This window comes from Mucilaginibacter xinganensis, from assembly GCF_002257585.1.
In the GTDB taxonomy this organism is placed as follows: Bacteria; Bacteroidota; Bacteroidia; order Sphingobacteriales; family Sphingobacteriaceae; genus Mucilaginibacter; species Mucilaginibacter xinganensis.
In genome coordinates this window covers 561,343-578,902 of the sequence record NZ_CP022743.1, presented here as the reverse complement: position 1 = coordinate 578,902, position 17,560 = coordinate 561,343, and the positions used below count along the sequence as shown (strand labels likewise).

The following is a 17,560-nucleotide window of genomic DNA, read 5'->3' as shown; positions in this document are numbered from 1 at the left end:
ACTGCAAAAATAGCTTTTTTACCGTTTCTTAAGCCGATTAATTTATTGCTGTATCATTTTATTACCTTTACCGTATGGTATTAAAACAAGCAATAAACAGAAAAAAAATATTAATGCTGCTAAGCTGCACAGTGTGCATTGTTATTTATTCGTGCCATAAAGACAGTAAGGTTATCCCTGCTGATTATTATTTTAAAGCAAATAAAAACAACATAGGCTGGGGAACCGTGGGCAGCACTGCTACCCTGCCTGGTGACAGTTTACAGCTAAGCGGGCTATGGGCGGGCGGCGGCGAACATATATTTTTTAAAATTAAATTTAAAGACACCGGCAGCTACCCGGTAACATTAAACCAGGCAGCTTTTTTTACAACTGATGCCAGCGGTAACCAAACCAGCTATTACCGGGTTGACACTACCCGCAACAACATGATCACGATTAAAAGCTATAACACCAAAACCCGCATCATATCGGGTATTTTCCAACTATCTGTTTTAAAAAACAGCAATGACCCCAACGAATACGTACCCATTGATTTTTCCGGCGGCGTTTTCAGAGTTAAACTGCCCGACTAAATTTATTTTTTGCTGGTTGATAATTTGCTGTAGCGTTGCGCATAGGGCTATCGTATAGGTATTTAAACCATACTAAACAATTAAGCCATGACCAGGAAATTATTACTTGCCGTACTCACTTTTTACTGCCTGTTTGTTGTTGCCTGTAAAAAAGAGAACAAAAATGTTGCCCAGGACCTTTTTATGGGTGCCTTTAAAAACGGCGGCAATTGGGTTGCTGCACCTAATGCGGACTATTTTTCAGGGAAAGATTCCTTGCAGATAATCGGCTTTAAGGCCGCCGGGGAAGAAACCTTGCAAATCAATTTAAAATTCAGGGGAAAGGGAAATTACGCCGTAAAACAAGGGCAGGCCCACTACTATACTACTATTGGCCGTGATGTGGTAACCGGTGAGTACAAGCTGGATACTACAAATACCAATAACGTTATGGTACAGAATTTTGACGTTTACAGCAATATTATGAGCGGCACTTTTGAACTAAATTTTGTGAAAACTTATGGAGGCGGCCCCGATAAATTAAGCTTTAGCGGGGGTAAGTTTTATATTTACGTGCCTGATTGATTGAGCGCTATTGCGTCGGATGGTGTTACCTTTCTCTTTAAAAAGGTGATTGCTATTCCGGCCAGCACAATCACACTGCCGAAAATTTCCCTGCTGGCCAGCGTTTCTCTCAGGAACAGGATCGCCAAAAAACCGGCTATCACGGTTTGACTTAAAAGCGCAATGGATACTTTGGTTGACTCCAGGAAACGCAGCGAACGATTGATGGTTAGCCAGCCCGCAAGCTGACAAACCAGGCCCATACCTAAAAAACACAACCAGGTTGCTGTTGAAAATACAACAAGCTCATTGTGCTGAACCAGGTTAATGCCAAACAAAAAAACACTCCCGGCCAGCATGTTATAAAACATAAATGTGAGCGTACTTATTTTTTGCAGGATGCCCCGGGTAATAACGATATAAATGGCGTAAAAAAAGCTGGCCAGCAGCGCCAGCGGGATGCCGATATTAAACTGCAGCGACAAGATGTTTTGATAGCCTACTAAAATAACCATGCCGAAAATGGCAACCCAGGTACCTATCCAAAACATTTTGCCCGACTTGCGTTTTAGGATCAGGTAACTGATCAATCCCACCCAAAGCGGCGCAAGGTTGGCGATAAGCGTTGACACCGTAGCCGGGATCTTTACCAGCGAGAGGTTCCAAACAGCAATATCAGCTCCAAAAATCACACCACCGATAAGCGCGACCATTAATTCCCTGCGGCCTATTTTTAACTGGCCTTTTATAATACAATAAGGCAACAGGCAAAGCCAGGCTATAAAAATGCGGTAAAAGCCCGAAGTTAAAGGAGCGGCAACGGCAAGCCTTACAAAAATGGGTGAAAAGGCAATACACAGGATGCCGATAATCAGGCTTGCTTTGGGGTTCATTACCGCAAACTTACACATTTGCGGGCTGCGGAATTCTCACGAGATGGAATAAATTACATAATTATTTGATTCGGGTAATTCATAATTTACCCGGCAACATCGTATTAATTCAAAAATTTCACGGCATTCAGGTTCCCACAAACCTCAAATAATCGTATTTTTACCCCTCAAAATATTTTATATGAGCCAGCGGATCAAGATCAAAGCATTATTGGAGAGTGAACAAACAGGTATTGACATAACCGTTAAAGGGTGGGTGCGTGCATTCCGTCAAAATCGTTTCATTGCTTTAAATGATGGCTCAACCAATAACAATATCCAAATTGTGGTTGATTTTGAAAATACCGATCCGGCATTGCTTAAACGCATCACCTTTGGCGCTGCAATCAGCGTAACCGGCGAACTGATCCCATCATTGGGCCAGGGGCAAAAAGTAGAAGTTATTGCAAAGGATATTGAAATATTAGGTGATTGCGACCCGGAAGAATACCCGTTGCAGCCAAAAAAACAAACGCTGGAGTTTTTGCGCGAAAAGGCACACCTGCGTTTCCGCACCAATACCTTTGGGGCCATATTCCGTGTGCGCAACAGCCTGTCGTTTGCAGTGCACCAGTTTTTCCAGGAGCGCGGCTTTGTTTACCTGCACACCCCTATCATTACTGCATCTGATGCCGAGGGTGCGGGAGAAACTTTCCACGTAACGAATTTTGATCTGGCCAACCCGCCAAAAACCGAAACGGGGGAGATAGATTTCTCACAAGACTTTTTTGCCAAAGCAACCAACCTAACCGTTTCCGGGCAGCTGGAAGGCGAGCTTGGGGCAATGGCTTTGAGCGATATTTATACTTTCGGACCAACATTCCGTGCCGAAAACTCAAACACTACCCGCCACCTGGCCGAGTTTTGGATGATTGAACCGGAAGTTGCCTTTAACGACCTAAATGACAACATGGACCTTGCCGAGGACATGTTGAAATATGTTATAAAATATGCGCTTGATAAAAATGCCGATGATATCGCGTTTTTATCCCAGCGCTTAACCGAGGAAGAAAAACAAAAGCCACAGAACGAACGGTCAGAGATGACGCTGACAGATAAGCTGCAATTTTGTTTGGATAACGATTTTGAGCGCCTTACCTATACCGAGGCTATCGAGATTTTAAAAGAATCGACCCCGAACAAGAAAAAGAAATTCCAGTACCCTGTTGAAGGCTGGGGAACCGACCTGCAATCAGAACATGAGCGCTATTTGGTTGAGAAGCACTTTAAAAAACCGGTGATCCTTACCGATTACCCAAAAGAGATCAAAGCATTTTATATGCGCCAGAACGAGCCGGATGCCAATGGCCGCGAAACTGTTCGCGCAATGGATATCCTGTTCCCGGGCATTGGCGAAATCGTAGGCGGATCGCAGCGTGAGGAACGTTTGGATAAGCTGGAGCAACGCATGGACGAAATGGGCATCCCTAAAGATGAGCTTTGGTGGTATCTGGATACGCGCAGGTTTGGCGCTTGCCCGCATGCGGGTTTTGGGCTTGGCTTTGAGCGCCTGGTATTATTTGTTACCGGCATGGGTAACATCAGGGATGTGATCCCTTTCCCAAGGTATCCAAGGAATGCCGAGTTTTAATCGCTGATTGTCGTTGTTTTTGGGGTGAAGCTGATGCAAACATGTCATTGTTAGCGCAGTGAAGCAATAATAGGGGCTAAATTGCCTAAAAAAACAATCATGACCCAAATAGAACTGTCAACCCATATTAATGCCCCAATTGAACGCTGTTTTGACATGGCCAGGAGTATTGACCTGCATCTGGAATCTACCAAACAAACCGGGGAACAGGCTATTGCGGGGCGTACCACCGGTTTAATTGAATTGGGCGAAACGGTTACCTGGCGCGCGCGGCATTTCGGCATCCGGCAAAACCTCAGCTCAAAAGTCACAGAGTTTGACTTTCCGAACTCATTTACCGACGAAATGGTTAGCGGCGCTTTCAAAAGCTTCCGGCACGAACATCTTTTTTATACCGTAAACGATCAAACGGTGATGAAAGATATTTTCCTGTTTGAATCCCCCTGTGGCTGGCTTGGGAGGCTCGCTAATTTCCTTTTTTTAGGCTGTTACATGGAAAAGCTTTTGGTAGAGCGGAATAGGGTGATAAAAGAAACTGCGGAAGCTACTTAAGAGAGCCTTACGAAGTTTTTAAAATTCCTAAAGATTATTTTATCTGTAAACTGGGATTTCCATTAATCAGACAGAAGTAACCAGCCGCCTTTACAAATCTCTATCAATCTCTTTTATAGCCGCATCATATTTTTTTATCAGCGCAGGTGCCCTGTCGAACGCCCAGCCGTGGTAATTGTCGCGCATAAGGATCAACGTTTCACGAATGTTCTCCGGCTTTCTCGATTCATAATTTAAAAATACTGCGGCCTCTTTGTCTTCAATTTTGTCAATCCTTGCCTGTTGGTCATAAATATCAGTAAGCATTTCAACCAGCTTAAATTCAAGTTTCGGCGTAATGTCATGGCTTTGCGCCACCTGCCAGGCCACCCTGCTCAGGTCATGCAGCGAGACCCCCTCAGGCGCCAGGTAATCCAAATGGAAAGTGCCATCGGTTAATACCTTTTTTTGCAATCCGGGATCTCTCAAAACCGAATCAATTCGCTTCAAAATACCCTGCTGGTAAACGTACTGTTCCTGCTCTGCCTGTTTGTTTTTTTTCAGTTCCTCTTTAATATTGTTCAGCAATTCTTTTGTTTGTGATTTTTCGTGCTGCTTATTTATAAACTCCGTTAAAACCAGGGCCAGTAAAACACTGAAAATAATTAATAGCGATTCCCCAAGATATTCTTTCAGATCTCGTAAAACATATACTTCCTGCCGGGCTTTGGCTACCGGCTGTACTGTTTTTTTGTGACGGCTATTGGCGTGATCTTCCATAAGGCAATAATTACCTCTAAAATAAAAAAAATGATTCACGCTATATATATTAATAATTTATAGATTAGTGTCGATTTTACAGTTATTAATCAAACACCAGTTATGTCTGTTTTTAAAAGCTTTGTTCCAAAAACTGCGGGACTTTTTGGTTTACTCTTTTTTTTATTTACCAGTTCTGCCGCAATTGCCCAGCAGGGCCGCACCGTTGCCGACTTTGATAAAGGCTGGCACTTTCATTTAGGCGACGTTACAGGCGGCGAAAAGGCAAGTGTAAGTGATGCAAACTGGCGCTTGTTAAACCTGCCGCACGACTGGAGCATTGAAGGCAAATTCAGCAAAGACAACCCCGCAACACCCGAAGGTGGTGCATTGCCAGGTGGCATAGGCTGGTACCGCAAAACATTTACCGTACCCACGGCGTCAAAAGGTAAACTGGTTTATATTGACTTTGATGGCGTTTATCAAAAAAGCGATGTGTGGATAAACGGGCATCACCTTGGTTTCCGCCCTAATGGCTATATCTCGTTCAGGTACGAGCTTACGCCTTATTTAAATTTCGGTGGTAAAAATACCATATCCGTTAAGGTTGATAATTCTGTGCAGCCCAATTCACGCTGGTATTCCGGCTCGGGCATTTACCGCAATGTTTGGCTGGTTACCACCAACAAGGTAGCGATAGATCATTGGGGAACTTATGTTACCACACCTGAAGTAAGCCAACAAGAAGCAAAAATAAACCTGCAGGTAAAGGTAAAGAATAAGGACGGAGCCTCAGCAATTACCATAAAAACTGTGCTTTATGATGCTGCCGGCAAAGCTATTGCAGGCGCCGGTGCTATTGTTGCGAAAGCAAATGAGGGGGATTCTGTGATAAACGCCGGACAGGTATTTATTTTGAAAAAACCGATACTATGGTCTGTAAACAACCCATACCAATATAAACTGGTAACGCAGGTAGTTAAAAATGCTAAGGTGCTGGATGAATATACTACTCCTGTGGGCATCCGCTATTTTAACTTTGATGCAGACAAGGGCTTTTCTTTAAACGGCCAACCCATGAAAATACTGGGCGTTTGTGATCACCACGACCTGGGTTCGCTGGGCGCTGCCGTAAATACCCGGGCGCTTGAACGCCAGTTGCAAATGCTGAAAGCAATGGGCTGTAACGGCATCCGCACATCACACAATCCGCCGGCGCCTGAGCTGCTTGACCTTTGCGACAAAATGGGCTTTATTGTAATGGATGAAGCTTTTGACTGTTGGGAATGGAAAAAAGCCACCTTTGATTACCACTTGTATTTTAAAGAATGGCACAAAAAAGATTTGGAAGACCAGGTACTGCGCGACAGAAATCACCCAAGCGTGATGATTTGGAGTATAGGAAACGAGATTCCGCAGCAAGGTGATACCAGCGCATTGCGCATAGCGCCCGAGCTGGCAGGCATTGTGCACAGCCTTGATAAAACCCGCCCTATAACCACCGCAAACGACCGCCCGGACACTTCAAATAAGATCATTAAGTCGGGCGCTATTGATCTGATCGGGTATAATTACCACGAATTTGATTATGCTAAGTTTCATGACCGTTATCCCGGTAAAAAATTCATAGCTACCGAAACAACTTCTGGATTAGAAACACGCGGGCATTACGATATGCCTTCAGACAGCATCCGTGTTTGGCCATCACGATATGATAAGCCGTTTACCGATGGCAACCCGGACAACAGTGTTTCGGCTTATGACAACGTACGCCCGGCATGGGGTTCAACCCACGAGGCCACCTGGAAGGTAATGAAAAAATATGATTTCCTTTCGGGGATGTTCATCTGGACAGGCTTTGACTACCTGGGAGAGCCTACGCCGTATTCATGGCCATCGCGCAGTTCATATTTCGGAATAATTGACTTGGCCGGGTTCCCTAAGGATGTATTTTACATGTATCAAAGTGAATGGACCAACAAAACCGTATTACACATTTTCCCGCACTGGAACTGGCAGGTGGGCAAAACAGTTGATATATGGGCCTATTATAACCATGCTGATGAGGTGGAACTGTATCTTAACGGTAAATCTGTTGGTATTAAAAAGAAAACCGGCGATGACCTGCATGTTATGTGGCGCTTAAAATATGAGCCGGGCACACTTAAAGCTGTTTCAAGAAAAAATGGAAAGGTTGTTTTAACACAGGTGATCCATACTGCAGGCAAGCCCGCTAAAATTGAGCTGATAGCCGACCGGAAAAACATCAAAGCGAATGGCAGCGACCTTTCATTTATAACCGTTAAAATACTGGACAAAGACGGGAATGTAGTACCGGATGCAAACAACCTGGTAAACTTTAAAATTAACGGCGATGCATTTATTGCAGGCGTGGATAATGGCGACCCGGTTAGCCATGATTCATTTAAAGTTAATTACCGCAAAGCTTTTAACGGCCTTGCGCTTGCTATTGTGCAGGCCAAAGAAAAAGCTGGCATTGTAACATTTTCAGCTACATCAAAAGGTTTGCTGCCGGCTGTTATAACTATTCAAACAAAACATTAACTTTAGGCTTAATTTGCTACAGATTAGATTTTGATTAGAAATATTTTTGTTAGCAATTAAACCTTTTACAAACCGTTTGTCTAATTGAACATAAGGGAGTTAATATCATGAAAAGATCAATTTATTTGGCGCTGACTGCTGTGATAATTTCGGGGCTGTCAGCTTGTACACGTTACAATTATTACACTGCCGCCATAAACAAAACCAACTTAAGTAATTATCACACATTTGCATGGATGCCGCCATCTGATAAAAGCATGGCAAACAGCGAGGCCGATGCTAAAATTAAGGATGCAACCACTACCGCACTGGTGGCCAAAGGCCTGCGTTTGAGCCAGCGAAATCCGGATCTGATAGTTAGCTATACCAGCAAAGTTGGCCGCGGTGCCCGCACAAATTACTATTCTCCTAATTATTATGGCGGATACTATGGTGGTTGGGGCGGATGGGGACTTGGTTTAGGGTATGGATACGGATGGGGTGGCTTTTACAGGCCATACTATTATGCATACGGTGCACCATTTGCCTACGGAGGCCCAACTTATGCAGAAAAGGAACACTTTAAAGAAGGAACACTGATTATAGATCTGATTGACGTTAACACACGTCGCATTGTTTGGCGCGGATTTGGTGTTGGCGAAGTTCACAGTAACCCGCGTAAGGACATTGAAGATTTACCCAAAGTGGTTACCGGGATAATTGATCAGCTGCAGTTAACACCTGTTTACGCAAACAGGTAAAGCCTCAACACTTTTTTTAAAGAAAATATAACGCTTTTTTTAAATCCCTTTTGCTTCCGGCCTAAGGGATTTTTGTTTGAAGTGTAAATGGATTGCAGCCCCGGCAACTGCTATAATTGCTAAAAACAAAACCCAGGTATCAAGCGGGCATAAATTATCAATGTCCGCATCATTACAAGCAGTAGGATCCTGTCCGTACAATAAAACAACATTGAATAAGAGCGCTATTAATGTGCTAAAAAATATCTTTGCCCGCATACAAACTTACCTTAAATTAAACAAAGATACATTTTTAGTAATACCTCCGATGAAATATATTTACAGCTTTAAACCCGCGTTTACAGTTTTATAAAAGTACCCTTACCTATAAGGGTTTTATTATCATTATTTAAAACCTGGATAATATAGTTGCCCGAAACCAGGGTGCTCACATCTGCCTGCCAGTGCTGGCTGGTAGTAGTGGCGGTTTTAACTACATAACCGGTGTTGCTAATTACGGTTATACTGTACACTGTGTTTTTAGATAGGCTACCTGCATCCACCGGGTCGATACTTAAATTAACTATGGTTTTTGCCGGGTTAGGATAAATATTTATCGCATTATTTATTTTGGTGTTACTTAAATTACCGTACATCAATTTAACCACTTTTGAATAAACAATTGAACTGTCCACAAGCTGTATCTTTAACCTGTAATAATCAGCACCATCGGGCGGCGTTTTATCAAGCAGGCTATAGGTGCCCATGCTGTTTGATGAAAAGCCTCCGATTGCCTTAAATGTTATGCCGTTATCGGTGCTGCGTTCTACTGTAAAACCTGTATAATCGTCTTCATTTTCTGTTTTCCAGGCAATTTGTGCTCCCCCTTTCGCCTTCGTCCCGGTAAAATCTAACAAGTGCACACCCAATGCAGGGTCCTGGCGGGTAACTACCATAAAACGCTTACCGCCAAAAGATCCCGCATCATTCAAATCCACGTTAAATACATACTTGTCATTGTGCCGCAGATCCAGCGAATCCTTTTTATATTTATCTATCAGCCAGATCTGGTACAGGGCCGGTATTGCGGTAAGATCGCTGCGATTAATAGTGTACTGCCCGCTTGATGCTGCCCTTACAGATAAAAAAGCGGTATCAGCATGGGTAACTTTTGGAAACGGCATCCATTTGGAAACTAAGGTAATACTATCACTTGATGTGAGCCACATCGCTACAGGCGCACTTTGTCCGGACAAATATCTGTCGTCTTCAATCTGGTTGTATTTCATCCACGAACCCGGGTTAAACCCAATAAGGACCTCGCTTTTGGTGGCACTATCCATAGCCATGTTCAGTATCATATATTTACTGTACGGGCTGTTGTTTGTTGAAGCCCCTGCCAAATAGGTAAACGGTGATGTTTGAGAAACGGCTTTGGCATTCTCTGTAAATTTTAAACCTGGGGTACCCAGGTTATTGGCCTGCACAAAAAAGCCTTGTCCGCTGGCTATAATGTTACTGCCATTATTCAGCAACGCTCCTGTTGTTGCATTATAAGATCCGTAAGTGTTAGTACCTGGCTTAAGTTGATATATTATTGGGTTAATATTGGGGCCGTAAATGGCATTTGACGGGTTAGAACTGCTGAATGTACTCCAGTCTATCGGTGATGCATAAGGATTCCCGATCAGGTTGAGACCGCGGATAGCTGAATTACCGGCGGGCGTACCTGTGGCTCCGGCAACTACGGTGTAGCCCAGCGCGGTTGTTGATGGCGTGTACCAATTTGCCACCTGTACATTTCCCTGGGTTAAGGTACCGCTGGCCGTTACTGTTGCAGCTACAGGGGTTGATGCTGTTACAAAAGCGTTAACCGTGCCCGTTCCACCCCTGAAAAAATACATAACACCATCCCCAACCGGGATGTTAAATGGCCCCCCGTCAATATCAATCAAAAATGATGTTGAACTTGGTATGCTCCTTATACCCCGGTTGTTGCTGTTTAAAAACGAAGTATATAAAGGTGCCATATTTTCGCGGTATAGGTAAAAGCAGGGGTTGCCTGTTTTGCTGGTTGATGTGGCCGTAAAACCGTTACCGGAAACATAGGTACTGTTTACAATATAATCAAGACTGTAAATTTTATTGCCATAGCTGTCCGTTCCGCCACTTACAGGCGATGAAATAAGACGGTAACCACGGTAACCTGCGCCACCTGTTATAAAGCGTTCAACCTTTACTGTTCCTGTTATCGTATAAGGAGATATTATCGGTGCTACCGCTGCTGTTTGGCCAGATGTGCTTTTTAAAGTTAATACGCCACTATTCACATTGTCAACTACTAAATTTCCTTTTGTTATGGTAAGTATATTATATATATCTACCGGCCCGCCCTTAATAGTTACAGTTCCGGCAGCTGAGTTGTTGACCGTCATATTACCGAGCTTCGCGGTGAGTAAAGTGGCGTTACCGGTATAAGTTTGCGCAGCAGATGACCCATTCCAGTTTATAGCCGAAGCGTTGATAGAATTCCAATCAATCACACCACCCGTTGTGCTGTTAACTATATTGCAGCCTACGTTTATGGTATTTCCATTTAAATTAAATTTGGCTGTAGTGCCTGTGATATTTAAGCTATATACGGAAGCACTGGCAGTGAGCGCAGGGTATTTGCCTGATGCAGCGTTCGGCACAGATATAGATGCAGTGCCATCAAGAACGGGTGCAACCCCGCCCGACCAATTTGTACCCACTGTTACATCGGTACTGGTAGTGCCTGTCCAGGTATAAACTCCGCCATTTATGGTAAAGCTTGTGGCGCCGGTTGTGCAAGATCCGCATGTTGCTGTAATGGAATGGATGCCCGGAGCTATATTGGTGAAGGTACCGCTGGCCTGGTTAGTACCGCCATCAAGTGAATAACCGGTTGCGTTGGTACTGCTGGCGGTAACTGAACCGGTTGCAGCACCGCCGCAAGTTACCTGCTGGGTTATGTTAACCGTAGGATTGGCAATACAATTTATAGTAAAATTAATGGTAAACGAGCTGCTACCCCAATAATTGTGCGCAGTTATGGTATAGTTGGTGGCTGGTATTGAAGCTGTTGGCGTACCGGAAATTACACCGGTTGTAGGATCAAAAGTTAAACCTGCAGGTAACGGCTGGCTTATGGTATAGCCGTTGAGGGATACCTTCCTGATATTGTTTCCGTTCTGGTCAACCACATACATATTGCCTTCATCGCTTCCGCTCGAAATAATGGTTTCACCAAATGGCCCGTTAAAGGTTGCAGCGGTTCCGGTTCCGTCCGTTAATCCCGCAGTTTGGCTGGTGCTGCCCGTTAATGTTGATACTACACCCGCCGGGGTAATTAACCTGATGTCGTTATTGGCGTTGTCTGCTATATATAAGTTACCGCCGCCGTCTCTTACAACTGTCTTAGGATTATTAAATTTTGTACTGGTTCCGCTGCCGTCAAGATACCCCGCTGTGCCGTTACCGTAAATTGTAGTAACAGCCGCTGTTGAAATATTTATTTTTCTCACCGTGCTGTTCACGCGGTCAACTTCTATAAAGTTGCCGGCACCGTCATTAACCAAACTATAGGGGTTATTGAACCGCGCCGAAGTACCGGTAGCATCAACATTACCGGCAGTAGTACTGCCGGCGAAAGTGGTTACAACACCTGCCATCGTTACTTTCCGTATTTCGTTGTTAAACCTGTCTGCAACGTATAAATTACCGGCAGCATCAAAAGCAAAGCCGGCAGGGTTATTAAACTGGGCTGCCGACCCTGTTCCATTTGCACTTCCCGTTACTGTACCACCACCTGCCAAAGTGGTTACCACTTGTGTACTGATTACTATCTTCCTGATGCCTGTATTATCACCAACATATAAGATAGTTCCGGTTGGGTCTATGGTAATCGCATTCGGGCCAAAAAAGCTGGCGCCCGTGCCTGTACCATCAGTTGAAGTATTTGCGCCGCTCCCTGCGAAGGTTGTTACTACGCCTCCCGGGGTTATCTTGCGCACAACATTGTTATTAAACTCAACGACATACAGGTTGCCGGCCGGATCGTTTACAATAGCTTCAGGATCGTTAAATAAAGCGCTTGTTCCGGTTGCGTTGGTAAAACCTGAAGCGCCTGTTGTACTACCCGCCAATGTGGTTACCTGGCCATAAATTGCGGCAGGTACAAAACCCGCCGGGGCATTTGCATTTATTGGGGTTAATGTGCCGATAGAAGTACCAACGGTATAAACATAGGTTGACTGGCTGTAAGTTATGCTTGGCGCAGTAGTTTGGGCAAATAACACATTACAGGATAATAATACCCCTGCAAATATGATAACAAAAATTAGTAGCTTTTTCAAATTTTTAACGTCAACTTATATAAATCCTACAGCAGCATTGTTAAATTTTTATAAATTACAAGCGTCGAGCGCATCGGCATTCTTGTAAATAATCATGAAACCTTAACAACTTTATAAGCTTTTTTAGTCCGCAACAGTCATTAGCTAAAACGTTGAATACAACCACCTAAGCAGCAGTTACCAACCCGCAAATAATTAATGCAGGTACTTTTACGAAAAGAATTTAAATAGGTTATGTTTTTTTTTAAATCTTTGATGGTTCAAATAACAAACCGGACAGGAGGTCTAATAGCAAAACACCCTGAATTATTATGGGAATAATTCAGGGTGTTAAATATGCAGGTGATAACAAACTAATTTACATCAGGATTTTAACTTACATTTTCACAAACTTGGTTTTACCTACCACGCTTTTATCTTTGTTATTAATGATTTGTACAACATACGACCCGGGTGTCAGGCTTGCAACATTGTCCTGCCACTCCAATTGCGAGGTTATCGCCTTCTTTACAACCACTCCGTTACTCCCCGTAATTACTATGTTAAACGAGTAATCGCCCGAGGTAGGTAATGATAACGTGTTTGGTGTTATGGAAACATTGAGGTTGCCTTTAGTTGGGTTTGGATAAATGCTTATAGGATTATAAGCTACAATATTGCTTAATGTAGAATACATCAGGGTAACCACCTTTGAATAGGTTACAGTGCCATCCAGGTCTGTTAGCTTTAAACGATACTGGTTAACAGCAATAGGAGGGTTTTCGTCAACGAAACTGTACGTTTGCTGAAAGCTGGATACAACGGTGTTAAGCTGGGTAAAAGTTACGCCGTTATCGGTGCTGCGTTCAACAGCGAAATGGGTATAGTCGGCTTCGTTTTCTGTTTTCCAGCTTACTTTTGCGCCTGCTGTAGCCTTAACTGCGGCAAAGTTTAATAAATGGACACCCAGCGCAGGGTTCTGGCGAATGATAACCTGGAAACGGTGCGCCCCGAAACTGTTGGTATCGGCCAGGTTTACATCAAAAGCGTAGGTTGAATTATGTTTAATGTCCAGCGAATCTTTTTTATAATTGTCCATTAGCCAGATGTCGTACAATGCAGGAACTGGTTTCAGGTCGCTTCGGGCAATGGTGTAGCGCCCGCTGGTGGCTGCTTTTACAGTTAGGAAAGCCGTGTCGGCCAGTTTTGCCTTCGGCATCGGCATCCATTTGGAAACTAAATTGATACTGTCAGCCGAGGTGATCCACATAGACTGTGCTAAATTTTGGCTTGCAAAATATTTATCGTCTTCTATATGGTTATATTTTTTGCCTGAACCCGCGTTAAGCCCTATAAGGATTTCGCTTTTACTGGTGGTGTCTTTTGATATGTTCAGGATCATATACTGATTATACGCCGTGTTTTCTGTTGATGCGCCAGCCAGGTACGTAAAGCCGGACGGTTGAACCAGCGTTTTGGCATTCTCAGTAAATTTTAAAGTTGCCGTACCTGAATTATTAGCCTGTACAAAAAAGCCCTGTCCGCTGGAAACAATCGGGCTTCCATTGTTTAATGCTGCCGTTGTCAACGCGTTGTAGGTACCATAGGCGTTGGTGCCAGGTTTAAGTTCATATATGGTTGGATTGACATTGGGGCCATAAATAGCGTTGGTTGCAACCGTACTGCTAAACTTGCTCCAGTCAATAGGCGATGCATAAGGGTTGCCTATCAGGTTGAGCCCGCGCACTGAAGCGTTTCCCGCCAAAGTGGTAACGCTCAGTGTTGTACTTGTTGGATTGTACCAGTCAACCACCTGTACGTTTCCCTGCGTTAAAGTACCGCTGGCCGTTACTGTAGCGGCTACCGGTGTTGATGAACTGGTATAAGGACTGGTAGTAGTTGTGCTGCCCCTGAAAAAATACATAACGCCGTTACCTACAGGAATACTGTAAGGCCCACCGTCAATATCAATAGTATACGATGGTGAACTGGCAATGCTTTTTATCCCCCGGTTGTTACTGGTTAAAAACGAGCTGTAAGTAGGTGCAAGGTTCTCCCGGTACAGATAAAAACACGGGTTACCTACTTTACTGGTAGCTGTAGCGGGAAAGCTGGTGCCCGACACATAAGTACTGTTTACAATGTAATCAATACTCCAAATTTTATTCCCGCTGCCGTCTGTACCAACACTAACCGGCGATGAAAGGATCCGGTAACCTCGATAACCTGCGCCGCCGGTTATATACCGTTCAACTTTTACCGTTCCGGTTACCGAGCAGGCAGCCGGTATAGCAGCCACTGTAGCAGTACCTGTTGCGTCAGATCTTAAAGTTAAAACACCACCTGCTGCTAAAGAAGCAGTGCCGGCCATGGTGAGCACCCCGATATTTGATACCGCAAAGCCCTTGGTGCCCGACATTGTTTTGGTGCCGCTGTTTTGGAAGTTCACCTTGTTAAATGTTGTTCCGGCAGTGCTGTTATCACTTAAGGCCTGCGCACCGGCAAGGTTAAAATAAACTGTACCCGTACCTGCGGTAAAGGTTCCTGAATTGGAATAGCTGCCATTATAAAATACGCTTCCACCTCCTGCGGTAAACGCACCACCCGAGAAATTTTGATAAGAGCCCGTAAAGGTTAATGACGCCCCGCTGGCTGAGCCTGCGTTTAGGGTTGCCCCTGTATAGATTTGAGTTGACTGTGTTATGCTAACTGCCCCTGTCCCGCAAGTTGTTGTACCTCCGAAAAATTGTGCAGCATTGGCAATAGTTGTGGTGCCGCTTCCCAAATTAACCGTAGCATTTGAAAGATCATTATTTACACGGAAAAAGTTTCCGTCCACAATATTTCCGCTCCCCCCGTTAAGCACCGAAGTGCCATAAATATCGATGCCATTAGTGGATGTAAAAGTGCCGGAACCCAGGTTCATCGTACCTCCGTTTATATAGGAAATATCGCTTACCGTTAATACCGTATTATTGGTGTTAAAATTGGCAGCAGTGGATGTTGTGGTAAAATCGTGCCCTACTGTTAGCGTGCCTGCTGCAGGTGTTTGCGTACCGCCGGAAAGCGTAAGATCATAATAAGTTAGCCCCGATGGCAAACCGGTTATAGCAGTTGATGTAGTGATTGTTTGGCCGGTACCCGCATAGTTTACCTCTGCATAGGTATTGTTCAGGTCGATATAGTTTGATCCGTTAGCAGTAAGTAATGACCATGGCGTTGCGTTATCGAGCTGGAGTGTAGCGCCCGCTGATGTTGTAGGGTTAATCATGAAACCGCTAACCGGGTAGGTGGTGGTACCAGAAACAGTATTTACCAATTTTACCTTACCCGCTATGTCGGTAGTTCCATCAGTTAAATAAAAGCTGGCAACCTGGTTATAGGTGGTGCCGCCGGGCCTGTAATTTTCGGATGTTAGCACCATATTGCCCGAAAGTACAAGATTTGTGATAGAGGAAATCACCGCCTGCTGGGTTGATTGGGCAGCCTGACTATCGTAATTGGCGTTGATATTAAAATTTACCGCAGATAACGTTCCGGCACCCTTTATTAAAAACTGGTTGGTGGGCAGCGAGGTAGTAGGGTATGGCGCAACAACCGGCGTACCCGTATAGGTGTAACTCCCGGGATTGGCATCTACTATAACATTTATATCGCCGCTGACAGCCAGCGTTTTGCCGGTGTTAACACTTACACCCGGGAAATTTACACCACCGCTGGTAAATAAGCCACCAAATGTTAGCGACCCTATGTTGGTCGACGTGCTTACCACCGGAACACTATTGGTGCTGTTAGGCGAATAGTTTACCGCTATCTGAACAGCATCATAAGTTCCGGGCACGCGGCCCGCCTGCCAGTTTCCGGGCGTTGCCCATGCATTGCTGGTATTGCCAACCCAATCACAGGTGGACGCCGACAAAGTGTAATTTATACCCGCCTGTGTGCCCCCTGTATAGGCGGCACTGGATGTTGTGCCGGTAAGGGCAAATTGAAAAGTACTTGAAGTTGAACTGGCTACGGTATAATCCGCAACTAAAAAGAAGTTTGTTGCAGTTGATCCGCTGTTTACAGTTGCAGTAGGAATTGTAATAGATATGGTTGTTGCACCCACAACTATACTTGCACCGGTAACAATAGGGTCCGTTCCGGCGGTGTAAGTAGTGTTTGTAGAACTGTATATTTTAAAGTTTGAAAAATAAGTGCCGATTGTTTGTGTAGCAGAAAATGTAAACCCGGTAAAAGTGGTAGTAGAAGTGGTTCTTACAGAAAAACCGTAAACGGCAATGGCAGTTTGACTTATGTTTAATGGGTTAGCCGCCAACCCGCCGGTTATGCTTGCTATTGTAGTAGCGGCTACCGCGTTGGCAGCGGGGAAAATAAAAATAAAAAAAACTGCACAGCAGTATAACAACCGGTATAATCTTGTCTTCAAAACGAAATAGTTTAAATTAATTAGAAATTAAAATATTTAACAATATTAATTAATAAGCATTTATATAAAATAATACATAAAAGCCGCTGTGGTTAATACCTTTTTTTACTCAATAATTTTCAATCACTCAATAATAATAATTTTACTATTACCAAATGTTGATAATTACTAACATTTAAACATCTTAGCCCATCAATACAACACTATCAAAATCAAAAACTTATAATTTGCTAATATTATAAAAATTATTTATTATTACATAATATATAATAATAAATAACAAGGCTCTCAAATTGACGTTAGCTGACCTACGGGTACTACATACAAACAAATACTATGCTATAGCCAGCTAGGTAATTAACGCTTTCATTTATAATTCGTTCCGCAATACCTGGAAAATCATTATTGTCTGTGAATTACTGCTCATAAACGTGCAACAGGTTTGCTTAATTTACGAGCTCACTCGCCTTTCAGTTTTCATACTTAGGTAATTATCTGATTATCAGCCAAAAATACCTTTTATGACAACTTGTAGATTTACCAACCGGTTACCCGCTT

Annotated in this window: 10 protein-coding genes; 6 read left to right on the top strand and 4 right to left on the bottom strand. The window is 43.7% G+C overall.

Going from position 1 to position 17,560, the window contains the following annotated elements; translation table 11 throughout:
• The first annotated feature begins 113 nt into the window (after positions 1-113).
• On the top strand, positions 114-575 hold the full coding sequence (locus tag MuYL_RS02665) for a DUF6252 family protein (protein WP_157740546.1): 462 nt from the start codon (positions 114-116) through the stop codon (positions 573-575).
• An 87-nt stretch (positions 576-662) separates the two neighbouring features.
• Positions 663-1,139, top strand: coding sequence for a DUF6252 family protein (locus MuYL_RS02660; RefSeq protein ID WP_094569051.1), 477 nt, complete (start codon positions 663-665; stop codon positions 1,137-1,139).
• On the opposite strand, the gene MuYL_RS02655 is transcribed toward MuYL_RS02660, so the two are convergent.
• On the bottom strand, positions 1,124-2,029 hold the full coding sequence (locus tag MuYL_RS02655; protein ID WP_094569050.1) for a DMT family transporter: 906 nt from the start codon (positions 2,027-2,029) through the stop codon (positions 1,124-1,126). The two genes, MuYL_RS02660 and MuYL_RS02655, sit on opposite strands and share 16 nt — an antisense overlap.
• Before the next feature lie 163 nt (positions 2,030-2,192).
• Here MuYL_RS02655 and asnS point away from each other — a divergent pair, with 163 nt between their 5' ends.
• A complete protein-coding gene (asnS, locus tag MuYL_RS02650) occupies positions 2,193-3,641 on the top strand; it encodes an asparagine--tRNA ligase (RefSeq protein ID WP_094569049.1) in 1,449 nt (482 codons plus the stop codon).
• 99 nt (positions 3,642-3,740) lie between these two features.
• Positions 3,741-4,193, top strand: coding sequence for an SRPBCC family protein (locus tag MuYL_RS02645; RefSeq protein ID WP_094569048.1), 453 nt, complete (start codon positions 3,741-3,743; stop codon positions 4,191-4,193).
• 90 nt (positions 4,194-4,283) lie between these two features.
• Here MuYL_RS02645 and MuYL_RS02640 read toward each other — a convergent pair whose 3' ends face one another.
• Positions 4,284-4,952 (bottom strand): hypothetical protein, encoded by a 669-nt coding sequence (locus tag MuYL_RS02640; RefSeq protein ID WP_094569047.1) that lies wholly within the window; start codon positions 4,950-4,952, stop codon positions 4,284-4,286.
• Between the two features lie 102 nt (positions 4,953-5,054).
• On the opposite strand from MuYL_RS02640, the gene galB reads away from it, so the two are divergent.
• Together galB and MuYL_RS02630 are read left to right on the top strand one after the other, a co-directional pair.
• Entirely contained in the window at positions 5,055-7,496 is a 2,442-nt protein-coding gene (galB, locus tag MuYL_RS02635) for a beta-galactosidase GalB (RefSeq protein WP_094569046.1), read from the top strand.
• A 107-nt stretch (positions 7,497-7,603) separates the two neighbouring features.
• A complete protein-coding gene (locus MuYL_RS02630) occupies positions 7,604-8,236 on the top strand; it encodes a DUF4136 domain-containing protein (protein WP_094569045.1) in 633 nt (210 codons plus the stop codon).
• A 338-nt stretch (positions 8,237-8,574) separates the two neighbouring features.
• On the opposite strand, the gene MuYL_RS02620 is transcribed toward MuYL_RS02630, so the two are convergent.
• Both MuYL_RS02620 and MuYL_RS02615 read right to left on the bottom strand, forming a co-directional pair.
• The gene (locus tag MuYL_RS02620) at positions 8,575-12,591 is read right to left on the bottom strand and encodes a T9SS type A sorting domain-containing protein (RefSeq protein WP_094569043.1); all 4,017 of its coding nucleotides are present in this window, start codon (positions 12,589-12,591) and stop codon (positions 8,575-8,577) included.
• A gap of 376 nt (positions 12,592-12,967) precedes the next feature.
• Entirely contained in the window at positions 12,968-17,002 is a 4,035-nt protein-coding gene (locus tag MuYL_RS02615; protein WP_157740544.1) for a T9SS type A sorting domain-containing protein, read from the bottom strand.
• Positions 17,003-17,560 lie beyond the last annotated feature (558 nt).